Source organism: Micromonospora sp. HM134 (assembly GCF_007833915.1).
Lineage (GTDB): Bacteria > Actinomycetota > Actinomycetes > Mycobacteriales > Micromonosporaceae > Micromonospora > Micromonospora wenchangensis.
In genome coordinates, this window is the sequence record NZ_CP041061.1 from 3758715 (window position 1) to 3780941 (window position 22227).

The following is a 22227-nucleotide window of genomic DNA, read 5'->3' on the forward strand; positions in this document are numbered from 1 at the left end:
CTGCGATTCTAGTACCGGGATAACATGGCCGGGATACTTATTGGTGGTCGACGGAAGGCGCCGCATGATCGAGATCCTCAACCCCAGCGACGTGCGGCGCGCACGGGACACCGGCGCGCTGGTCGCCGAGATCCTCCAGACGCTCAAGAGCCGCAGCGTGGTCGGCACCAACCTGCTGGAGATCGACGCCTGGGCGCAGCGCATGATCGTCGACGCCGGGGCGACGTCCTGCTACGTCGACTACGCGCCGTCCTTCGGCCGGGGACCCTTCGGCCACTACATCTGCACCTCGGTCAACGACGCGGTGCTGCACGGGCGGCCGTACGACTACCACCTCGCCGACGGCGACCTGCTCTCCCTCGACCTCGCCGTCTCCCTCGGCGGCGTGGTCACCGACTCGGCGATCAGCTTCCTGGTGGGCGACAGCCGCCCCCCGGAGAGCGTCGCGCTGATCGACGCCACCGAGCGGGCGCTGCGCGCCGGGATCGCCGCCGCCGGACCGGGCGCACGCGTCGGCGACCTCTCGCACGCCATCGGCACGGTCCTGCACGCGGCGGGATACCCGATCAACACCGAGTTCGGCGGGCACGGCGTCGGGTCGACCATGCACCAGGACCCGCACGTGTCCAACACCGGCCGGCCCGGTCGCGGCTACCGGCTGCGTCCCGGCCTGCTGCTGGCCCTGGAACCGTGGGTCATGGCCGACACCGCCACCCTCGTCACCGACGCCGACGGCTGGACGCTGCGCAGCGCCACCGGCTGCCGCACGGCACACAGCGAACACACCATCGCCATCACCGCCGAGGGCGCGGAGGTGCTCACCCTGCCGAGGTGACCCCGCCGGGCGGTCGGGCCGCACCCGGGAAGGCACGGCCCGACCGGAGGCGGCTCACAACGGCAGTCGACCGGCCCCGGCGAACGGCCCCACCACGAGCGGCACCAGCGGCGCGGGCACCGCCTGCGGCGCGCGCAGGGTCGGCGTCCACCCGGCGTCGCCGCCCAGGTCCGGGTCGTGGCTCGCGTTGTAGGCGGCCACCAGGTCGACCGGGCGGGGCAGCGCGCGGTCGGCGTCCACCCAGTTGCCCCGGGTGGTGACGGCGGTGCCACCCCAGTCGTACAGCAGGTCACCGGCGGCGATGCCGACGCCGAGGGTGAAGAAGTTGTTCTCCACGTACGCGGCGGACTGCACACCCACCCCGATCGCGTACACGAAGTCGTCGCCGGCCAGCCGGTACCAGTTGTTGTAGACGTCGACCTGGCCGAACCGGACCCGGGGCAGCCGCTGGAGCACCCGGTCGAACAGGTTGTGGTGCAGCGTCACCTTCAACCGGCCCACGTCCGGCCCGACCGTGTTGGACGAGCCGATCAGCATCAGCTTGTCCCTTCCGGTGAACCGGTTGTACGAGGCGGTCACCAGGCTGGCGGTGTGCGTGATGTCCAGCGACCCGTCGTGCACCTGGTAGGGCCGGCCGAAGTACACCGGCTGCCCGCTGTCCGGGTTGTCGCCGTCGGTGAAGGTGTTGTGGTCGACCCAGACGTGCTCGCTGCGGCGTACCGAGACCTGGTCGTACTGGGAGTTCCAGTTGCCGGTCGCGCCGTCGGTGGGCGACCACGCCGGGAAGCAGTCCCGGGCGTCGTCGAAGGTCAGGTTGCGGACGATGACGTTGCTGGCCCCGTCGATCATCAGGGTCAGCCCGGTGAGGACCGCCCCGCGCCGGCCGACGATGGTGGTGTTGGGGCCGACGTTGATCTGCGTCTGCCGGGTCTGGTTGGCCACCGACCGCACCCGGGCGGCCTCCAGCGCCCCGGTCGGCGGCACCATGCCCCACACCACCGGGTCGTACGCGGCCAGGTAGGCGGGCAGGCTGTACTCCGGGTCGGCCAGGTCGGCGCAGCCGAGCAGGTGGCCGTCGTCGGCGGCGAACCCGTCGACGGTGCCGTCCACGACGATCACCTTCGGGGTGGCGTTGCTCCGGTTGGTGGCGTTGTCGCCGCCCAGCGCCCGGACCAGGTCGGCCCGGCTGCGCACCAGGTGGACCTGGTCCGGGCCGGCCGCCGCGCCGCCGGTGGTGCCGGGGCCCTCGGCCGCCCAGCCGTCGCCGGCCGGCAGGGTCTGCCGGGCGAGCCGCTCGACGGCCCGGGACGGCCCGTCGGGCGGCGCGGCGGACGCGGCGGTGCCCGGGGTCAGCAGGAGGGACAGGGCGACCAGGGCCGCCCCGGTGGTGCGTGGACGCATGGGACTCTCCGGAAGGTGGTGGTGGGTGGGTCAGTCGTCCTGCGCCGCCAGGGGGACACGCACCGGCGGCACCGCCCACGGCACCGCCAGCTCCGACAGCAACGCGCCCTGTTCGGCGGCGCGGCGCAACGCGGCGGTGATCCCGGGTACCGTCACCACCCGCTCCGGCCCGCTGCCGGTGACCGTGACCAGGTCGCCGCCGAGCAGGGTCGGTTCGGGGGCCTGCCGCACCTGTTCCAGCACGGCGGTGAACGGCGCGGTGCGGGCCAGCGGGGCGATCAGCGGGATGCCGGCCGGGTCGGCCCGGTGGGCGAGCAGGTTCTCCAGCAGCCCCCGCCGCCCCGGCACCTCCCGGGGTTGCGGGTCGCCGGGCAGCAGCAGCCGGTCGGTGGGGTACTCCAGCACCGCCCGCCCGAGGGTGCCGGTCACGATCACCTCGCCGGCGACGAAGTCCTCCCCGGCCAGCGTCACCGCCGCCACGATCGGCGGTCCGCCCGGGGTGACGATGCGCAGGGTGGCGGTGTCGTCGACCTCGATCGGCCGGACCCGGTAGCGCTCCAGTTCGATCCGCGCCGGCCGGACCGGCGCACCGGTCACCGTCCCGGCGACCGCCAGGCACTGCATCACCGCGTGCGCCAGCGGGTTGGCCAGCGCGCCGTCGAGCACCGGCCGGCCGTGCAGGCTGCGCCGGCCGGCCCACGGGGACCGCGCGTAGTAGCCGTCGGGCCGTTGCCAGCAGGCGACCGTGCCGATGCCGGTGACGGTGCCCAGCCGGCCCTGCCCGAGGGCGGTCGACAGTTCGGCCAGCGCCATCGAGCCGAGCGCCTGGAAGCCGACCTGGCAGGCCCGGCCGGTCGCGGCCAACGCCCCGGCCAGCGTCCGGTGTTCGGCGGTGGACAGCACCGGCGGCTTCTCCAGCAGCAGGTCCGCCCCGGCGGCGAGCACGTCCAGGGCGATCGGCAGGTGGGTGTGCGGCGGGGTGCAGACGATCACCACGTCCGGGCGGGCGGCGGCGAGCATCTCCCGGTGGTCGGTGTGCACGGTCGTCCCGGGCGGCACCGGCGCGGCCGGCTCGTTCTCGATCGGCCGTACGTCCACCAGCGCCACCAGCCGCAGCCGTCCCGCCGCGTGCAGCGGGGCGACGCTGCGCCGGTGCCAGCGGCCGTGCCCGTTCGCGCCGACGATCGCCACCCGGGGCACCGCCGTCGCGTCGGCCCCGGCCGGGGCGCGCGACGGCGTCGCGGCGGGGGCCGCCGGGGCACCCCGGGCGGCGAGCCCACCGGCGGCGGTCGGCGGCACCGGGCCCGTCACGCCGCACCGGCCAGGACCGCCGCCACCCCGTGGCTCCGCAGCGCGCCCAGCCAGCCGGCCACGTCGGTGCGGAACCCGTCGTCCTCGGCGAGCGCGGCCGGGAACACCTCGGACAGGGCGAACACCGCCCCGACCGCGCCGTCGGCGGTGCCGTCGGCGGCGGCGAGCACGGCGGTGATCCGGTCGGCCAGCGGGTCGTCCAGCGGCAGCGCCGTGCCGTCGTCGGCCCGCCCGTCGAGGAACCGCAGCCAGGCCGCCACGACCAGCGCCGACCAGTACGCCGGACGGCCCTGCGCGCGCAGGTCGACGGCGGTGTGCAGGACCCGCTGCGGCAGCTTCTGCGACCCGTCCATCGCCACCTGGAGGGTGCGGTGCCGGATCGCCGGGTTGGCGAACCGGGCCAGCGCCTCGTCGCCGTACCCGGTGACCGTCGTCCCCTCGGGTGGGGTGAAGCTCTCGGCCACGTCGTCGGCGACGAACCGGCGCAGCACGTCGATCAGGCCGGGCAGCGCCAGCGTGTCCGCGATCGTCTCGCGGCCGGCCACCGCCCCCAGGTAGGCCACCGCCGAGTGGACGCCGTTGAGGCCGCGCAGCTTCAGCCGCTCCCACGGGCCGGCGTCGGTGGTCAGCACCGCGCCGGCCTGCTCCCACCGGGGCCGGCCGCCGGGGAAGTCGTCCTCGATGACCCACTGGAGGTACGGCTCGGCGGCCACCGCCGCCAGGTCGGTCACCCCCAGCGCGGCGCGGGCGTTCGCCAGCGTCTCGCCGGTGCTGGCCGGGACGATCCGGTCCACCATCGTGCCGGGGAAGCTCACCTGCCCGGCGAGGGCGTCCTGGACGGCGTCCGGCACCCCGGCCAGCGCCAGCGACTGCCGGACCAGGCCGCGCAGCCGACGCCCGTTGGACGGCAGGTTGTCGCAGCTGACCAGCGCGATCGGCCCCGCCTGGGCGGCGGCGCGGGCGAGCAGCCCACGGACCAGCAGTCCGGGCACGGTGACCGGGGGCCGGTCGGTGGTCAGGTCGAGGGTCAGCTCGTCGTCGCTGCGCAACGCCCCGGAGACCGGGTCGAGCCGGTACGCCTTCTCGGTCACCGTCAGCGTCACCACCCGGATCGCCGGGTCGGCGAGCAGCGCGACCACCGCCGCCGGGTCGCTGGCGGCGTGCCGGACCCCGGCCAGCGCGCCGACCACCCGGGTCGCCGACCGGTCGGCGGCCAGCGTGGTGACGCTGAACAGCGCGTCCTGTGCCGCGAGGGCCTCGACCAGCGTGGTGCTGCGCGGGGCGACCCCGACGATGCCCCAGTCGCCGCCGGCCGCGCCGATCGCCGTCTCGGTGCAGACCGCCTGGTGGGCCCGGTGGAACGCGCCCAGTCCGAGGTGGACGATGCCGGCCGGCACGGTGCCCGGCCGGACCAGCGGTCGGCTCTGCTCGGGCAGCCGGCGCAGGGTGGCCAGGCCCAGCCGGTCGGTGCCCCCGTTCACCGCCACACCGGGCCGTCCGGGAACCGGAACCGCGCGATCGACTCGGGGCGCATGGTGGCGCTGTAGCCGGGGGCGGTGGGCAGCAGGTACCGGCCGCCCCGGGTGCGGACCGGGTCGACGAAGTGCTCGTGCAGGTGGTCGACGTACTCGACCATCCGCCCGTCCAGGCTGGCGCCGACCCGCAGGTAGTCGAAGATCGCCAGGTGCTGCACGTACTCGCAGAGGCCGACGCCGCCGGCGTGCGGGCAGACCGGCACCCCGAACTTCGCCGCGAGCAGGATCTCGGCCAGCACCTCGTTGACCCCGGCGACCCGGCAGGCGTCGATCTGCATCACCCCGATCGCCTCGGCCTGGAGCAGCTGCTTGAAGATGACCCGGTTGGCGGCGACCTCGCCGGTGGCGACCCGGCACCGGCCGTCGGTCAGCCCGGTCACCGCGCGGGCGATCCGGGCGTGGCCGAGGATGTCGTCGGCGTGCGTCGGCTCCTCGATCCAGTACGGGTCGACCTCGGCCAGCGCGGTCATGTTGGTGATCGCCTCGTCGACGTCCCACACCTGGTTGGCGTCCATCATCAGCAGCGCGTCCGGGCCGATCTCGGCCCGGATGATCCGGGCCCGGCGCAGGTCGTCGGCGGGCGGGCCGCCGACCTTCATCTTCATCGCCCGCCACCCCTGGGCGTACGCCTCGCGGGTCAGCGCCCGCACCTTGTCGTCCGGGTACCCCAACCACCCCACGGACGTGGTGTACGACGGGAAACCCTCCTGTTCCAGCACGGCGAGCCGCTCCGCCGCCCCGGCCAGCCCCTTGTCCAGGAGGGTGGCGGCCTCGTCGGGGGTGAGCGCGTCGGTGATGTGGTGGAAGTCGACGTTGGCGACCAGTTCGTCGGTGGGCAGCTCGGCGAGGTAGCGCCACATCGGCTTGCCGGCCAGCTTGGCCCGCAGGTCCCAGACCGCGTTGACCAGCGCGCCGGAGGCCATGTGGATGACCCCCTTCTCCGGCCCCAGCCAGCGCAGCTGCACGTCGGCGGTGAGGGACCGCCAGAACGCCACCGGCTCGGCGGCGATCTCCTCCACGGTGCGGCCCCGGACGTGGTGGGCGAGGGCCTCGATCGCGGCGCAGGTGATCTCGTTGCCCCGGCCGTTGGTGAAGGTGAACCCGGCGCCCGTCGGGCCGCCGTCGGTGCGCAGCTCGACGTAGCTGGCCGAGTAGTCACCCCGGTTGATCGCGTCGGAGCCGTCGCCGGCCGCCGCGGTGGGGAACCGGACGTCGTGCACGTCGACGTCGGTGATCGTGGTGCTCATGCGGACCCCCCGAACTTGAAGACCTTCTTGGGCAGCCGGTACGCCAGGTCGACGACCGTCTCGGCGGCCTCGTCCTCGGTCAGCCGGTGCTCGGCGACGAGGCGGGCCAGGAACCCGGCGTCGATCCGGCGGGCCACGTCGTGGCGGACCGGGATGGAGCAGAACGCGCGGGTGTCGTCGACGAACCCGGCGGTGTTGTAGAACCCGGCGGACTCGGTGACCGCCTCCCGGAACCGGCGCAGCACCTCCGGGGAGTCCAGGAACCACCAGGGCGCGCCGAGGTAGAGCGCGGCGTAGCCGCCGGCCAGCGGGGCCAGCTCCCGGGTGAAGGTGTACTCGTCGAGGGTGTAGAGCACCACCCGCAGCCGCGGGTCGTTGCCGTACGCGTCGAGCAGCGGGGCCAGCGCGTGCACGTACTCGGTGGCGTGCGGGACGTCCCCGCCGACGTCGCGGCCGTGGGTGGCGTACAGCCGGCGGTTGTGGTTGCGCACCGCGCCGGGGTGCAGTTGCAGCACCAGCCCGTCGTCGAGCGACATCCGGGCGAACTCCACCAGCATGTGCGCCCGGAACGCCTCGGCGTCGGCGGCGTCGGCCAGCCCGCGCCGGCCCCGGTCGTAGAGCCGCGCCGCCTCGTCGGCGTCGAGCGCCAGCGTCCGGGCGGTGGGATGGCCGTGGTCGGAGGAGGTCGCGCCGGCCGCGACGAACGCCGCCCGGCGGGCCCGCAGCGCGTCCAGGTAGCCGGCGTAGGTGCCGGTGTCGACGCCGGCCACCTCGCCGAGCCGGGCCACGTTGTCGGCCCAGCCGTCGAACTCCATGTCGACGACGTTGTCCGGGCGGAACGTGGTGACCACCCGGCCGCCCGGCCCGCCCCAGCCGTCGGCGGCGAGCTTGGCGTGCGCGGCGAGGTCGTCCAGCGGGGACTCGGTGGTGGCGAGCACCTCGATGCGGAATCGGGTGAACAGTGCCCGGGGCCGGAACTCCGGCTCGGCCAGCCGGGCGGCCAACTCGTCGTAGACGGCGTCGGCGGTGGCCGGGGTCAGCGCGGTGTCCACCCCGAACACCTCGCTGAAGGTGCGTTCCAGCCACAGCCGCGACGGGGTGCCCCGGAACAGGTGCCAGTGGTCGGCGAAGCGTCGCCAGATGGTCCGGCCGTCGGTCTCCACCGGGCTGCCGTCGACGCTGGGCACCCCCAGCGTGGCCGGGGGCACCCCCTGGCTGAGCAGCATCCGGGTGAGGTAGTGGTCAGGCACGATGAGCAGCCGGGCCGGGTCCGGGAAGGGCCGGTCCTCGGCCAGCAGCGCCGGGTCGACGTGCCCGTGCGGCGAGATGATCGGCTGCGGGCCGGCGAGGGCGTACAGCTCGCGGGCGATGGCCCGGACGCCCGGGTCGGTCGGCAGGAGCAGGTCGGGAGAGGTCGGCACGTCGGGGGACTCCTCGGGTACGGGCGGAGGGTCGGCGGTTCGGGGCGGGCGCGGGGACGGCGGGTGGCCGGCCGCCGGTCAGGGCAGGGTGAGCAGGTCGGCGACGCGGACCGGTTCGCCGGTGTCGAAGGACCGGTTGGCGGCCAGCCCGGTGAGCAGGGCCAGCGCCCCGTCACGGGCGGTGGCGGCCCGGTCCAGCGGGTCCGGTTCGCCGCCGAAGATCACCCGGGTCATCCGGACGTCCGCGCCGCCGTGGCCCTGCCGGGTGTAGCCCTCGACCGGTATCCGGGTGGGCGGGGCCCAGAACGGACGCAGGGTGAGGGTGGCCGCGCCGTGTTCGGCGGCGGCCTCGTCGCCGTGCAGGGCGGCCCCTTTGAGCGCCCCGGCGGCGGCCGGGCTGACGAAGTCGCTCTCGGTCACCTCCAGTTCCAGCCGGCCCCGGCTGCCGTTGACCATCACCCGGTAGCCCTCCCAGGGGGCGTAGGCGGTGAGGTGGTAGGTCATCGTCGCGCCGGTGGAGTAGCGGGCCAGCACCGCCATGTCGTCCTCGATGCTCACCCCGGGGGCGAAGACGTTGCGGTCGCGCCGGTAGCCGTCCTCGCCCTCGGCGTCGAGGTACAGCTCACGCAGCCGGGGATGGTCGGCCAGCCGCAGGGCGAACGGGTCGTCGGCGGCGGCGGGGGAGTCGTGCGCCCGGTCGTAGTCGCGGGCGTAGCCGTGCCGGCGGCCCGTGTCGCCGTAGAAGAACAGCCGGCCGGCGGCGTACACCTCGACCGGGGTGGCGTCGAGCCACCAGTTGACCAGGTCGAAGTGGTGGCTGGCCTTGTGCACCATCAGCCCGCCGGAGCTGGCCTTGTCCCGGTGCCAGCGGCGGAAGTAGTCCGCGCCGTGCCGCACGTCGAGCAGCCACTCGAAGTGCACCGAGCCGATCTCGCCGACCGCGCCGTCGGCGAGCAGCCTCCTGACCTGCTCGTGCAACGGGTTGTAGCGGTAGTTGAAGGCGACGGTGACCTGCCGGCCGGTCTCGGCGACCGCGTCGAGGATGCGCCGGCAGCGGGCCGCGTCGACGGTCATCGGTTTCTCGGTGACCACGTCGCAGCCGGCCCGCAGGGCCGCCACTATGTACTCGTCGTGGGTGACGTCGACGCTGGTCACCAGCACCACGTCGACCCGTTCCTTGGCGAGCATGGCGGTGAAGTCGGCGGCCGGGTACGTCGGCACGGCCGGATGGCCCAGCTCGGTCAGCCACCGGTTGTGGGCGTCCATCCGGGTCTGGTTGACGTCGGCGAAGGCGACCAGCTCGGCGGTGTCGGCGTGCGCGGTGACCAGGGCCCGGACGAACATCTCCGCCCGCGCCCCGGTGCCGACGAGGGCGTGCCGTCGACGCGGCGTGGCTGGTGGTGACATCCGTGGACCTCCCGTGGCTGCAAAGGTTTGCAGTGAAGAAACCACGTCGGTGAAGAGCACGTCAACGATCGATGCCAATCCCGTGGCATAGATCCCGGTTCATGCGCTTAAGGGGGCATGGCAGGAGCGCCCCCGCAATCGACCTGTAACAATCGCCCGTTGACAGTGGAGCAACCGTTTGCATTAATTGGCGGCACCCACGTGACCCCGACCACACCATCGACGAGAGGGCCGCCCGTGCCAGCCACCATCCGCGACGTCGCGCGGGCCTCGGGCGTGCACATCTCCACGGTGTCCCGCACCTTCTCGGCGCCGCACCTGGTCAACCCGGAGACCCGGGGCCGGGTGCTGGCCTGCGCCGAGGACCTCGGCTACCGACCCAACCGGGCCGCCCGCGCCCTGATCACCGGCCGTACCCACAACATCGGCCTGATCATCGCCGACATCGCCAACCCGTTCTTCCCGCCACTGATCAAGGCGGCCGAGGGGCAGGCCCGGCACCGCGACTACCACGTCTTCGTGGCCGACACCAACGAGGACCCGGCCGCCGAGGAGGAACTGGTCCACGCGCTGGCCAAGCAGGTCGACGGGGTGCTGCTGTGCAGCCCCCGGATGAGCAACGGCCTGATCGAGCAGGTCAGCCGGGAGGTGCCGGTGGTGGTGATAAACCGGCAGGTCACCGGCCTGCCCTGCGTGATGATGGACGTCGGTCAGGGGGCGCGCGCCGCGATCGAGCACCTGCTCGGCCTCGGCCACCGGCGGCTCGCCCTGCTCGGCGGGCCGCGCGGCTCCTGGACCAACCAGCAGATGCGTCGGGCGGCCGGCGCCGCCGCCCGCTCCGGCGGGGCCGAGCTGACCGTGCTCGGGCCCAACCCGCCCACCGAGACCGGCGGCGGCGAACTGGCCGCCCAGGTACGCGACAGCGGCGTCACCGCCGTGCTCGCCTACAACGACCTGATGGCGATCGGGCTGATCGAGGGGCTCGACCACCTCGGTATCCGGGTGCCGCAGGACGTCAGCGTGGTCGGCGTCGACGACATCGCGCTGAGCCGACTCACCCGCCCCAAGTTGACGACGGTGGCCACGCCAACCGCGGCCGCCGGCCGGACGGCCGTCGACATGCTGCTGCAACACGACTCCGACCCGCGCCCGCGCGGCGCGGGACGGGCAGCGGCCGTCGGTGACCGTCGTACCACCGCACAGGTAATGCTCCAGACCGAACTGGTCATTCGCGACTCGACCGGACCCGTACCCGGTCGATCCCGTCCCGGTTCCGATCCGGATGGCCCGGGTCCGCATCGCCTTGCGGACCCGGGCGGCCCGACCGTGACCACCGGTGGCGTCGTCGCCTCCTAACCCGAGGAGTGAGCGCATGCACCCCGCAACGTCCCCCACCGCCGGCACGCCGGCCGAACCGCACCACCGTACCCCCGTGCCCCGTCGTCGATTCCTGCGCGGCGTGGTCGCCACCGCCGTCGCCGTGCCGCTGATGTTCGGCGCGGCGGCCTGCGGCGGCGACGACTCCGCCGGTGACGACGGGCAGGTCAAACTCTCCGTCTTCTGGTGGGGCGGTGAGGCGCGCGCCAAGCTCACCGAGGACGCCCTCGCCCTCTACACCAAGAAGCACCCGAACGTGACGTTCGAGAAGACCTGGCAGGCCAACCAGGGCTACTTCGACAAGCTGGCCACCCTCACCGCCGGCGGCAACCCGCCGGACCTGTTCCAGATCGACGACAACTACCTGGCCGAGTACGCCGGCCGCAGCACCGTGCTCGACCTCAAGAGCTACCAGGACTCCGGCAAGCTCGACGTGTCGAAGTTCCCCAAGAGCCTGCTGGAGTACGGCGTCGTCGACGGCAAGCTGGCCGGGGTGGCCTCCGGCGAGAACACCCAGGGGCTGGTCTACAACAAGACCCTGCTGACCAGCAACGGCCTGCCCGAGCCGACCACCGGCCAGAGCTGGGAGGAGCACATCGCCTGGGCCGAGCAGGTGGCCAAGAAGACCAAGATCCCCGGCACCCAGGACCCGAGCGCCGACTACAAGGCGTTCTGGGTCTGGCTGCGCCAGCAGGGCAAGGACCTCTACAACGGCAAGGACCTCGGCTTCACCGCCGAGGACGTGACGAAGTGGTTCACCCTGTGGAAGGGCGCCCGGGACCGGGGGGCCACCCCCACCCCCGACGTGATCCACGAGGGCAACGCCAGCGACGTGACCAAGCAGCTCGTGGTCACCGGCAAGGCCGCCACCTCCTGGGTCTGGGTCAACCAGATGCCGGACCTGAAGAAGAACACCAAGGACGAGCTGGGGGTGGTGGCCTACCCCGGCGACCCGAGCGCCCAGTGGGCCCGCGCCTCGATGTACTGGTCGGTGTTCAAGGGCAGCAAGCACCGGGACACCGCCGTCGACGTGATCAACTTCCTGGCCAACGACCCGGAGGCGGTGGCGCTGCTCGGCACCGACCGGGGCCTGCCGTCCAACATGGACCTGCGGGCCACGGTCAGCGAGACGGTGACCGACCCGGCCATGAAACAGTCCATCCAGGTCGAGTCCGAGCTGGCGCAGAAGTTCGGCCAGTCGCCACAGGTGCCCATCAAGGGACACAGCAAGGTCAAGTCCGAGCTGGTCAAGGCCGCCGAGAACGTCCAGTACCAGCGGGCCACCCCGGAACAGGCCGCCGAGCAGTTCCTCGCCGCCTGCAAGTCCGCGATCGCCTGACCGGCGCACCACGGACGACGAAAGGAGCCGGCCCCGTGGCCCTCACCACGGCGCCCGGCCGGACCGGACGCACCGGTCCCGCCCGCCCCCGCGCCACCCGGCGTCGGGGCGGGCGGGACCGGCACGCCGAAGGTCTGGCGGGCTACGTATTCCTCTCGCCCTGGCTCATCGGACTGATGGGCGTCACGGCGATCCCCATGCTGCTCTCGCTCTGGCTGAGCTTCACCAACTACGACATCCTCACCCCGCTGTCCGAGGTGGAGTGGGTCGGGCTGGCCAACTACGAGCGGATGTTCACCGCCGACCCGTCGTACTGGCACGCGGTGCGGGTGACGGTGACCTTCGCCCTGGTGGCCGTACCGCTGAAGCTGGCCGCAGCCCTCGGGGTGGCGCTGCTGCTCAACCGGGCGTGGCGGGGGGTGGGCCTGTTCCGGGCGCTGTTCTACCTGCCGTCCCTGCTCGGCGGCAGCGTCGCGCTGGCCATCGTCTGGGTCAACATGTTCAACCGGGACGGCGCGTTCAACTCGTTCCTCGCGCTGTTCGGCATCGAGGGGCTGCCCTGGGTCAGCGACCCGGACTGGGCGCTGCAGACCCTGATGGTGCTGGCCATCTGGCAGTTCGGCGCACCCATGGTGATCTTCCTGGCCGGGTTGAAGCAGGTCCCCACCGAGTTGTACGAGGCGGCCTCCGTCGACGGCGCCGGCCGGTTCTCCCAGTTCTGGCACGTCACCCTGCCGATGCTCTCCCCGGTCATCTTCTTCAACCTGGTGCTGGAGACCATCAACGGCTTCCAGGGCTTCACCGCCGCCTTCGTGCTCAGCAACGGCACCGGCGGCCCGGTCGACTCCACCCTGATGTACACCCTGAAGCTCTACATCGCAGGCTTCACCGACCTGGAGATGGGCTACGCCTCCGCGATGGCCTGGGTGTTCCTGATCGCGATCGGCCTGATCACCGTGGTCTTCTTCAGCACCGGGCGGTTCTGGGTGCACTACTCCGACGGGGAGAAGTAATGGTGGCGGTGACCTCGACGGCGCGGCGGCCCGGCCGTCGCCGGCAGGGCGGCCGGCAGGCCGTCCGGCTGCTGGTGCTGATCGTGATCGTGGCGGTGGTGCTCTACCCGCTGCTGTGGATGGTGGGCACCTCGGTCAAGTCGCAGGAAGAGATCGTCAACAACGTCGGCCTGCTGCCCGAACGGTTCACCCCGGGCAACTTCACCGCCGGCTGGGGCAACTTCGACCTCAGCTTCGGCACGTTCTTCCTCAACAGCGCCATGGTCAGCCTGTTGACCGTGGTCGGCAACGCGGTCTCCTGCCTGCTCGCCGCGTACGCCTTCGCCCGGTTGCGGTTCCGGCTGCGGGGGATCTGGTTCGCCGTCATGATCGGCACCCTGCTGCTCCCCGGCCACGTGCTGATCGTGCCGCAGTACATCCTGTTCCGCAGCCTCGGCCTGGTCGGCGGGGACTGGCCCTACCTGCCGCTGCTCATCCCGCAGTTCCTGGCCACCGAGGCGTTCTTCGTGTTCCTGATGGTGCAGTTCATGCGGGGCATCCCGCGCGAACTCGACGAGGCCGCCAAGATCGACGGCGCCAGCCCGTACGGCATCTTCCGGCACGTCATCCTGCCGCTGAGCCGCCCGGCGCTGGTCACCACCGCGATCTTCTCGTTCATCTGGACCTGGAACGACTTCTTCCGGCAACTGGTCTTCCTGTCCAGCCTGGACGACTACACGGTGCCGGTGGCGCTGACCCTGTTCATCGACTCCACCAGCCAGAGCGCGGTCGGCCCGATGTTCGCCATGTCGGTGCTGTCGCTGCTGCCGGTCTTCCTGTTCTTCCTGGCCTTCCAGCGGATGCTGGTCGAGGGCATCAACACCAGCGGGCTGAAGGGATGACCGCCGCCCCGTTGGCGTCCGACGACGCCGTACCGGCCCGCCGGGACTGGCGGGACACCCTGCGCGACGCCACCGACCTGGCGCTGCTCGGATTCGCCGTGACGCTGGCCGCGCTGCCGGTGCTCACCCTCGCGCCGGCCGTGGCCACCGCCAGCGCCGCCGTGCACGACCGGCTGACCCTCGGCGGCTGGCCGGACCTGCGTACCACGCTGTCCCGGTTCGGTCGGGCCCTGCCGGCCGGGCTGGCCGCCAGCGCCGTCGGGCTGGCCGTCGCCGTCGCGCTCGGCGTCGACCTGGTCGCGCTGGCCACCGGCCGGGTGCCCGGGGGTGGCGTCGCGCTGGCCGGCACCGCCGTGGTCACCGCCGCCCTGGCCGGGTACGCCGGGCTGACGGTGGTGGCGATCGGCCGTACCGGCGGGCGGGGCTGGCGGGCGGCGGCCCGGGTCGCCGGCCGTACCGGCCTGGCCCGGCCGGGGACCTGGGCGGCGGCCGGTGGGGTCTGCGCGGTGGCCGGGTTGTTGGGGATACTGGTCACCCCGGTGGCGGTGCCGATCCTGGCCGGCTACGCGTTGGCCGCCCTGCACGCGGTCGCCGCCCGCCGGCCCACCGCCCGGATGGAGGCACCGTGACCGGTCACCCCCACCCCGTCCCGGCCGGCCCCGGCCCGGCCCCGACCCGCGCCGCCCCGCAACCGTCCGGGGCGGCCGTCCGGCCCCGACCCCCCGCCCCGGAACCGGGCGACGACGATTCCCGGCTGCACGTCGGCGACGTCGAGGTGGCCCGCTACGTGCTGCGCCCCGACCTGGACCCCCGGCACGGCCCCCGCCCCTACCTGCACCCGGTACGGACGCTGGCCGGCACCCCGGTCACCGACGCCCTGCCCGCCGACCACGTCTGGCACCTCGGGGCGTCGCTGGCCGTGCAGGACGTCGACGGCACCAACCTGTGGGGCGGCCGGACGTACGTCCGGGACACCGGCTACACCTGGCGCGACGACCACGGCGTCATCGCGCACACGCACTGGCGGGAGCGCGCGCCGGACCGGCTGGCACACGCGTTGCAGTGGCGCGACCGCGACGGCGGGGTGCTGCTCACCGAGCACCGCCGGCTCGCCGCGACCCCGGTGGCCCCGGACGCCTGGGCGCTCGACGTCGACTACACCCTCACCGCCCCGGCCGGGCGCGACGTCCACCTGGGCAGCCCCGCCACCAACGGGCGGCCCGGCGGGGCCGGCTACGGCGGCTTCTTCTGGCGGGCCGTCGCCGACGGCGAGCCGGTCACGTTCACCGCCGACGCCGACGGCGAGCAGGCCGCCAACGGCAGCGCCGCCCGCTGGGTCGCGCTCACCGGGGTCGCGCCGGGCGGTGGGGCGTACACCCTGGTCTTCACCGGGCTGGGGCTCGGCGACCGGTGGTTCGTGCGGACGGCGATGTACCCGGGCGTCTGCGTGGCCTTCGCCTTCGACCGGCCGGCGGTGGTGCCCGCCGGGGGCCGGCGGACCGGCCGGCACCGGGTGCTGGTCGCCGACGGGGTACGCGACCGGGCCGGCGTCACCGCCCTGCTCGCCGCCACGGAGCCGGGGTGACCGGCGCGACGCCGCCCGGCCCGGAGGTGGCCACCGTCGGCGAGTCGATGGTGGTGCTCGGCCCCGACCCGACGGGGCCGCTGGACCGGGCCGACCGGCTGGGCGTCTCGGTCGGCGGCGCGGAGTCCAACGTGGCGTGCGCGCTCGCCGCGCTCGGCCACCGGACGGCCTGGGTCAGCCGGGTCGGTGACGACCCGTTCGGCCGGCGGGTCCGGCGGCACGTCGCCGCCACCGGGGTGGACACCAGCCTGGTCACCGTCGACCCGACCGCCCCGACCGGCGTCTACCTCAAGGACCCGACGCCCGACGGCACCGCCGTGCACTACTACCGGTCCGGGTCGGCGGCCTCCCGCCTGCACCCGGGGGTGCTGGACGATCCGGCGCTGGCCGGGGTCCGGCTGCTGCACCTGTCCGGGGTGACCGCCGCCCTCTCGCCGTCCTGCGCGGCCCTGGTCCGCCGGGCGGTCACCGACCGGCCGCTGCCCGCCGCCCGGGTCAGCTTCGACGTCAACCACCGGGCCCGGCTCTGGTCGGCGGCGACCGCCGCACCGGTGCTGCGCGCGCTGGCCGACGCCGCCGACGTGGTCCTCGTCGGCCTCGACGAGGCGCACACCCTGTGGGGGGTCACCGAGCCGACCGCCGTCCGTGACCTGCTGCCCGGCCCGGAACTGGTGGTGGTCAAGGACGCCGCCGTCGGGGTCACCGCGCTGCCCCGCAGCGCGGCGGCCGTCTTCGTGCCGGCGCTGCGGGTGCCGGTGCACGAGCCGGTCGGGGCCGGCGACGCCTTCGCCGCCGGCCTGCTGTCGGGGCTGCTGCGCGGCCTCGACCTGGACCGCTGCCTGCGGCTCGGGCACCTCTGCGCGGCCCCCGCCCTGACCGTCGCCGGGGACACCGCCCCGCCGCCACGGCGGGCGCTGGCCGATCGGCTCCTCGCGTTGCCGGCGCAGGACTGGGCGAGCCTGGACCTGGTCGACGCCGGCCTGCTCCCCACCCCCGCCACCGGAAGGAACGGTCGATGACCGCGCACGACTTCGCGCCCCTGTTCGGCACCGCACGGGTGATGGTGATCCTGCGGGACCTGCCGCCGACGGAGACCGTCCGGCTCGCCGAGCGGGCCTGGAACCTCGGCATCGACGTGGTCGAGGTGCCGATCCGTACGCCGGACGCCACGCTGTCCCTGCGGGCGGCGGTGGAGGCCGGCAAGGACCGGGGCCGCCGGGTCGGGGCCGGCACGGTGCGCACCCCCGCCCAGGTACGGCAGGCCGCCAGCGCCGGCGCGGCGTTCACCGTGGCCCCCGGGCTGGACCTGGCGGTGGCCGACGCGGCGGTCAGCTACGGCATCCCGCACCTGCCCGGGGTGGCCACCCCCACCGAGGCGCAGCTGGCGCTCGACCACGGGCTGGTCTGGCTCAAGGCGTTCCCGGCGGTCAGCCTGGGCCCCCAGTGGTTCAAGGCGATGGCCGGCCCGCTGCCGGAGCTGCGGTTCGTGGCGACCGGGGGGATCGACGCGGGTAACGCCGCCGACTTCCTCGCCGCCGGGGTGCGGGTGGTGGCGGTGGGGTCGGCGCTGTCCGACCCCCGGCAGATCGACCGGCTCGCCGAGCTGGCCGCCACGCCGGCCTGAGCCGCCGCGTGCCGACCGTCGACCCGCGACGGGCCGGGGGTCCGGCCCCGGCGCGACGTCGTGCCGGGGGCCGCCGGTCAGGCCGGGGCGGGGCCGAGGCTGTCCCGGACGACCAGGGTGGCCGGCAGCACCTCGACCCGGGACCGGTCGGCGGCCGGGCCCAGTGCCAGGGTCATCGCCCGCGCGCCCAGCTCCACCAGGGGCAGCCGGACGGTGGTCAGCGCCGGGGTGACGTCGGCGGCGACCGGCATGTCGTCGAAGCCGACCACCGACACCTGCCCGGGGACCGGCACGCCCCGGGCGCGCAGCAGGGTCAGCGCGCCGACGGCCATCGAGTCGTTCAACGCCACCAGCGCGGTCAGGCCGGGGACGGCGTCGAGCAGCTCACCGGCGGCGCGGGCACCCCCGTCGCGGTCGAAGTCGGCGTACCGGACGCGTTCGGCGGGCAGCGGGTGGCCGCCCTCGGCGAGCGCGGCGCGCAGCCCGTCGAGCCGGTCGGTGATGGTGGTCAGCACCTGCGGGCCGGCGACCACCCCGATCCGGGTGTGCCCCCGGCGCAGCAGCTCCGCGCCGAGCAGCCGGCCCCCGTCGGTGTTGGCCGGCATCACCGCGTCGCCGGGGTGCTCGTGCCGGCCGACCACCGCCACCCGGCCGCCGGTCGCCTCGTAGGCGGCCAGCTTCTCGGCGAGCCGGGCGGTGAAGGTGGCGTCGTGGTAGCCGGAGCCGGCCAGCACGATCGCGGCGACCTGCTGGGCGCGCAGCATCTCCACGTACTCCAGCTCGCGTTCCGGGTCGCGGTAGCTGTTGCAGATGATGACCAGCCGGCCGTGGTCGGTGGCGACCCGTTGCAGCCCCCGGGTCAGCTCGGCGAAGTACGGGTCGGAGACGTCGTGCACCACCACGCCGACGACGCTGCGCTGCGGCCGGGCCAGCAGCTGGGCGTGCGCGTTGGGCACGTACCGCAGGTCGGCGACGGCCCGCAGCACCCGTTCGCGCAGCTCGTCGGCGACCGGTTTGCTGCTGCCGTTGATCACCCGGGAGGCGGTGGCGGGGGAGACCCCGGCGCGGCGGGCGACATCGGCCAGCGTCGCCATGGGCACCCCCGAAAGTGTCCGGGCCCGGTCGGGGCCGCGCGGTAGCGGACAGGTTACCGCAACGGTCGGTGGTGGCCTCTTGCCCGTGGTGGGGCGGCCACCTAGGCTGCTAGGAAAGCGCTTACCTATGCGATGTGCAAAGGGGAAGGACGACCATGACCCGAAGGTCGATCGGCATCATCGTCAACGGCGTCACCGGTCGGATGGGCTACCGCCAGCACCTGGTCCGCTCCCTGCTCGCCCTGCGCGAGCAGGGTGGCCTGGCGTTGGGCGACGGCACCCGGATCTGGCCCGAGCCGATCCTGGTCGGCCGGGACGAGACCCGGCTGCGGGCGGTCGCGGAACGGCACGGCCTCACCGACTGGACCACCGACCTCGCCGCCGCCCTCGCCCGCGACGACGCGGAGATCTACTTCGACGCCCAGGTGACCCAGCAGCGGGAGAAGGCCATCCGCCAGGCCATCGACGCCGGCAAGCACATCTACACCGAGAAGCCGCTCGCCGAGTCCAGCGCCGCCGCGTGGGAACTGGTCCGGGCCGCCGATGCCGCCGGCATCCGCACCGGCGTCGTCCAGGACAAACTCTTCCTCCCCGGGCTGCGCAAGCTCAAGCGGCTCATCGACGGCGGGTTCTTCGGCCGCATCCTCTCCGTGCGCGGCGAGTTCGGCTACTGGGTCTTCGAAGGCGACTGGCAGCCCGCCCAACGCCCCTCCTGGAACTACCGCGCCGAGGACGGCGGCGGCATCGTGATGGACATGTTCCCGCACTGGCAGTACGTGCTGGAGGAACTGTTCGCCCCCGTCCGGGCGGTCACCTGCGTCGCCGCCACCCACGTCCCGCAGCGCGTCGACGAGGCCGGCCGGCCCTACCCGGCCACCGCCGACGACGCCGCGTACGGCATCTTCGAACTCGACGGCGGGATCATCGCCGCGCTCAACTCGTCCTGGACCACCCGGGTGCACCGCGACGAACTGGTCGAGTTCCACGTCGACGGCACCGAGGGCAGCGCCGTCGCCGGGCTGCGCCGCTGCCGGGTCCAGCACCGGGCGGTCACCCCCAAACCGGTGTGGAACCCCGACCTGCCCGCCACCGAGGACTTCCGGGCCCAGTGGACCGAGGTGCCCGACAACGAGGAGTTCGACAACGGCTTCAAGGTGCAGTGGGAGGCGTTCCTGCGGCACGTCGTCACCGGCTCCCCGTTCACCTGGGACTTCCTGGCCGGCGCACGCGGCGTGCAACTCGCCGAGCTGGGGCTGCGCTCGGCCCGGGAGGGCCGCCGGGTCGAGGTGCCGGAGCTGTCCCGGTGACCGCCGTCGTCCGGCTGCCCGACGGCGGCACCCACCGGCTGCGCGGGGGCGCGGGCCACGAGCGCCCCGCCGGCCCGTCGACCACCCGGACGGCGTACGCGGCGGCGCACGTCGTCGCCGACCCGCGCGCGGAGAACGTCCCGGGCGCCCCGGCCGCCGTCGACTGGGACACCACCCTCGCCTTCCGGCGGCACCTCTGGTCGTACGGGCTGGGGGTGGCGGAGGCGATGGACACCGCCCAGCGCGGCGCGGGCCTGGATTACCCGGCCACCCGGGAGCTGATCCGGCGCAGCGCCGCCGAGGCCCGGGCGGTCGGCGGCCGGATCGTCGCCGGGGTCGCCACCGACCAGCTCCCACCCGGACCGGCCACCATGGACCGGGTGACCCGGGCGTACGCCGAGCAGCTCGCCGACGTCACCGCCGCCGGCGCCCGCCCGGTGCTGATGTGCAGCCGCCACCTGGCCGCCGCCGCCACCGGCCCCGACGACTACCTGCGGGTGTACGACGAACTGCTCACCGCCGCCGACGAACCGGTGGTGCTGCACTGGCTCGGTGACATGTTCGACCCGGCGCTGGCCGGCTACTGGGGCTCGGCCGACCTCGACGAGGCCACCGAGACGGTGCTGCACCTGATCAAACAGCACCAGCGGAGGATCGACGGGATCAAGGTGTCCCTGCTCGACGCCGACCGGGAGATCGCGTTGCGTCGCCGCCTGCCCGCCGGGGTACGCCTCTACACCGGCGACGACTTCCACTACCCGGAGCTGATCCGGGGCGACGCGCAGGGCCACTCCGACGCCCTGCTCGGTGTCTTCGCGGCCATCGCGCCGGCCGCCGCCGCCGCGCTCGCCGCCCTCGACGCCGGTGACCTGGACCGCTACGACGCGGTGTTCGCCCCGACCCTGCCGCTGGCCCGGCACCTGTTCGCCGCGCCGACCTGGTTCTACAAGACCGGCATCGTGTTCCTCGCCTGGTTGGCCGGGCACCAGGAGCACTTCACCATGCTGGCCGGGCAGCAGTCCGGCCGGTCCCCGGCGCACCTGGCCCGGTTGCTCGTCCTCGCCGACGCCGCCGGGCTGCTGCCCGACGCCGACCTGGCCGCCGCGCGGGCCCGGGCCTACCTCACCGTGGCCGGGGTGCCCCAGTGACCGCCCCCACGCCGTCCGGTGCCCGCCCGGCACGGCCCGACGACGCGGCCCGGGTGGTGGCGGCGCCGGGGCTGGAACGGTTCTCGTTCAACCAGGCCACCGCCCAGCACTGGCCGCTGGAGGCGGCCGTCGCCGGCTGCGCGGCGGCCGGGGTGCCCGGCATCGGCCTGTGGCGGGAACCCGTGCAGGAGTACGGGCCTGACCGGGCCGCCCGGCTGGTCCGCGCCGCCGGGCTGACCGTCACCTCGCTGTGCCGGGGCGGGTTCTTCACCACCCCCGACTGGTGGGACGAGAACCGGCGGGCCATCGAGGAGGCGGCCACCCTCGGCACCCGCGAACTGGTGCTGGTCTCCGGTGGACTCCCACCGGGCAGCCGCGATGTCGACGGGGCCCGCCGGCAGGTCGCCGACGCCGTCGCCGCGCTCGCCGACGAGGCCACGGCGGCCGGGGTGCGGCTCGCCATCGAACCCCTGCACCCGATGTTCAGCGCCGACCGGTGCGTCATCGCCACCCTCGGCCAGGCCCTCGACATCGCCGAACGGTTCGACCCCGCCGTGGTCGGCGTGGTGGTGGACACCTACCACGTCTGGTGGGACGACACGGTGTACGCGCAGATCGCCCGCGCCGGCGACCGGATCGCCGCGTTCCAGGCGGCGGACTGGGTGACCCCGCTGCCGGAGGGGGTGCTGCTGGGCCGGGCGCTGCCCGGCGAGGGCTGTGTGGAGCTGCGCCGGCTGCGTGAGGCGGTCGACGCCGCCGGGTACACCGGGCCGGTCGAGGTCGAGGTGTTCCAGGCGGCGCTCTGGTCCCGCCCCGGTCCGGACATCCTCGCCGCCACCATCGACGCCTACCTGGCCCACGTGTCCTGACCGGACCGTGAGCGGGACGGCTACAGGATTACGGCGGCCCCGTCGTCGCGGTGACCCGCCGGCCCCCGGGCCGGCGGGTCACCGGGCGGTGGCGGTGGCGCGGACGGCCTTGACGATGGCGGGAACGGAACCCACCAGCAGGACCAGGCCCCAGACGAGGGCCACGACGGCGAAGACCAGCGCGCCGACGTCGTCGAGGATGCTGACCAGGATCACCGGGACCAGCCGGTGCAGGAACTCCAGCACCACCGTGCAGACCAGGGTGGTCAGCGCCAGCAGGACGAGTCCCTTGTTCTGGAGGAACCGGGGCTGGGCGAGCAGCAGCAGCCCGGCCCAGACCAGCTTCAACAGCAGCACCAGGCCGAGCAGCAGGCTGGCCTCGCCGACCGGGAAGAAACCCCACAGCGCCAGGTAGGCCAGCGTGCCGAAGGGCACGGCCAGGAAGAGCGACACCATCACCGTCAGCTCGACGAAGACGGTCACCAGCAGCACCAGCGACGCCAGGATCAGCAGGACGGCGAAGACCAGGGTGGCGACCCCCTGTACCCGGCCCTGCACCCGGTCGGAGAGCAGCAGGCTCAGGCAGAACAGGCCGGTGGTCCAGAGCGCCACCACGTCGACCAGCGCCAGGTAGCCGGTGCCCCGGCCGGAGGGCTCACTGATCCGCCCCACCTCGCCGACGTCCACGCCCAGGTCCCGGGCACCGGCCAGCAGCGCCCCGCCCGCGTCGCCGCCGCCGGTCAGCAGCGACGAGCCCAGCTCCAGCCCCACCACCAGCGCCACCGCCAGCAGCGCCAACAGCAGGAACGGTTTGCGCAGCTCACCCATGCCGG

General features: G+C 74.2%; 20 protein-coding genes. 12 read left to right on the top strand and 8 right to left on the bottom strand.

The features are described from left to right. Positions 1-64 precede the first annotated feature (64 nt). Positions 65-835, top strand: a complete 771-nt coding sequence (gene map, locus FJK98_RS16015) for a type I methionyl aminopeptidase (protein ID WP_145919738.1) — start codon at positions 65-67, stop codon at positions 833-835. A gap of 54 nt (positions 836-889) precedes the next feature. Here the strand turns inward: map and FJK98_RS16020 are convergent, their stop codons facing one another. The 6 genes from FJK98_RS16020 to FJK98_RS16045 all read right to left on the bottom strand — a co-directional run bounded on the left by FJK98_RS16020 (position 890) and on the right by FJK98_RS16045 (position 9157). After that, entirely contained in the window at positions 890-2236 is a 1347-nt protein-coding gene (locus FJK98_RS16020) for a polysaccharide lyase family 1 protein (RefSeq protein ID WP_145919739.1), read from the bottom strand. A gap of 30 nt (positions 2237-2266) precedes the next feature. After that, positions 2267-3436: a Gfo/Idh/MocA family protein gene (locus FJK98_RS16025; RefSeq protein ID WP_145922794.1), complete on the bottom strand. Its 1170-nt coding sequence runs from the start codon at positions 3434-3436 to the stop codon at positions 2267-2269. Between the two features lie 107 nt (positions 3437-3543). Continuing rightward, positions 3544-5034 (bottom strand): mannitol dehydrogenase family protein, encoded by a 1491-nt coding sequence (locus tag FJK98_RS16030; protein WP_145919740.1) that lies wholly within the window; start codon positions 5032-5034, stop codon positions 3544-3546. Next, complete coding sequence (locus FJK98_RS16035) at positions 5025-6329, bottom strand: enolase C-terminal domain-like protein (protein WP_145919741.1); 1305 nt, start codon at positions 6327-6329, stop codon at positions 5025-5027. The genes FJK98_RS16030 and FJK98_RS16035 overlap by 10 nt, the downstream gene beginning before the upstream one ends. Beyond that, the gene (gene uxaC, locus FJK98_RS16040; RefSeq protein WP_145919742.1) at positions 6326-7750 is read right to left on the bottom strand and encodes a glucuronate isomerase; all 1425 of its coding nucleotides are present in this window, start codon (positions 7748-7750) and stop codon (positions 6326-6328) included. Before uxaC ends, FJK98_RS16035 begins: the two co-directional genes overlap by 4 nt. 78 nt (positions 7751-7828) lie before the next feature. Continuing rightward, complete coding sequence (locus FJK98_RS16045) at positions 7829-9157, bottom strand: Gfo/Idh/MocA family protein (protein WP_145919743.1); 1329 nt, start codon at positions 9155-9157, stop codon at positions 7829-7831. Positions 9158-9394: 237 nt separating this feature from the next. Here FJK98_RS16045 and FJK98_RS16050 point away from each other — a divergent pair, with 237 nt between their 5' ends. From FJK98_RS16050 to FJK98_RS16085, 8 genes are read left to right on the top strand one after another with little or no spacing between them, the layout of a single operon-like run. Continuing rightward, positions 9395-10513 (top strand): LacI family DNA-binding transcriptional regulator, encoded by a 1119-nt coding sequence (locus FJK98_RS16050; protein ID WP_145919744.1) that lies wholly within the window; start codon positions 9395-9397, stop codon positions 10511-10513. Between the two features lie 16 nt (positions 10514-10529). Beyond that, complete coding sequence (locus tag FJK98_RS16055) at positions 10530-11873, top strand: ABC transporter substrate-binding protein (RefSeq protein ID WP_145919745.1); 1344 nt, start codon at positions 10530-10532, stop codon at positions 11871-11873. Between the two features lie 35 nt (positions 11874-11908). Further along, a complete protein-coding gene (locus FJK98_RS16060) occupies positions 11909-12886 on the top strand; it encodes a carbohydrate ABC transporter permease (protein ID WP_145919746.1) in 978 nt (325 codons plus the stop codon). Then, the gene (locus FJK98_RS16065) at positions 12886-13767 is read left to right on the top strand and encodes a carbohydrate ABC transporter permease (RefSeq protein ID WP_145919747.1); all 882 of its coding nucleotides are present in this window, start codon (positions 12886-12888) and stop codon (positions 13765-13767) included. Before FJK98_RS16060 ends, FJK98_RS16065 begins: the two co-directional genes overlap by 1 nt. Further along, positions 13764-14396, top strand: a complete 633-nt coding sequence (locus FJK98_RS16070) for a hypothetical protein (RefSeq protein ID WP_145919748.1) — start codon at positions 13764-13766, stop codon at positions 14394-14396. Before FJK98_RS16065 ends, FJK98_RS16070 begins: the two co-directional genes overlap by 4 nt. Then, positions 14393-15352, top strand: a complete 960-nt coding sequence (locus FJK98_RS16075; protein ID WP_145919749.1) for a PmoA family protein — start codon at positions 14393-14395, stop codon at positions 15350-15352. The genes FJK98_RS16070 and FJK98_RS16075 overlap by 4 nt, the downstream gene beginning before the upstream one ends. Further along, positions 15349-16371, top strand: coding sequence for a sugar kinase (locus tag FJK98_RS16080; protein ID WP_240762896.1), 1023 nt, complete (start codon positions 15349-15351; stop codon positions 16369-16371). Before FJK98_RS16075 ends, FJK98_RS16080 begins: the two co-directional genes overlap by 4 nt. Further along, a complete protein-coding gene (locus FJK98_RS16085) occupies positions 16368-16976 on the top strand; it encodes a bifunctional 4-hydroxy-2-oxoglutarate aldolase/2-dehydro-3-deoxy-phosphogluconate aldolase (protein WP_145919750.1) in 609 nt (202 codons plus the stop codon). The genes FJK98_RS16080 and FJK98_RS16085 overlap by 4 nt, the downstream gene beginning before the upstream one ends. A 77-nt stretch (positions 16977-17053) precedes the next feature. Here the strand turns inward: FJK98_RS16085 and FJK98_RS16090 are convergent, their stop codons facing one another. Continuing rightward, positions 17054-18070 (bottom strand): LacI family DNA-binding transcriptional regulator, encoded by a 1017-nt coding sequence (locus FJK98_RS16090; protein WP_145922796.1) that lies wholly within the window; start codon positions 18068-18070, stop codon positions 17054-17056. A gap of 155 nt (positions 18071-18225) precedes the next feature. Between FJK98_RS16090 and FJK98_RS16095 the strand changes: the two genes are divergently transcribed. From FJK98_RS16095 to FJK98_RS16105, 3 genes are all read left to right on the top strand, one after another. Beyond that, complete coding sequence (locus FJK98_RS16095; protein WP_145919751.1) at positions 18226-19377, top strand: Gfo/Idh/MocA family protein; 1152 nt, start codon at positions 18226-18228, stop codon at positions 19375-19377. Then, on the top strand, positions 19374-20525 hold the full coding sequence (locus FJK98_RS16100) for a dihydrodipicolinate synthase family protein (protein WP_145919752.1): 1152 nt from the start codon (positions 19374-19376) through the stop codon (positions 20523-20525). Before FJK98_RS16095 ends, FJK98_RS16100 begins: the two co-directional genes overlap by 4 nt. A gap of 71 nt (positions 20526-20596) precedes the next feature. Then, positions 20597-21394, top strand: coding sequence for a sugar phosphate isomerase/epimerase (locus FJK98_RS16105; RefSeq protein WP_145922797.1), 798 nt, complete (start codon positions 20597-20599; stop codon positions 21392-21394). 78 nt (positions 21395-21472) lie between these two features. Here the strand turns inward: FJK98_RS16105 and FJK98_RS16110 are convergent, their stop codons facing one another. Then, positions 21473-22222 (bottom strand): hypothetical protein, encoded by a 750-nt coding sequence (locus FJK98_RS16110; RefSeq protein WP_145919753.1) that lies wholly within the window; start codon positions 22220-22222, stop codon positions 21473-21475. Positions 22223-22227: the final 5 nt, after the last annotated feature.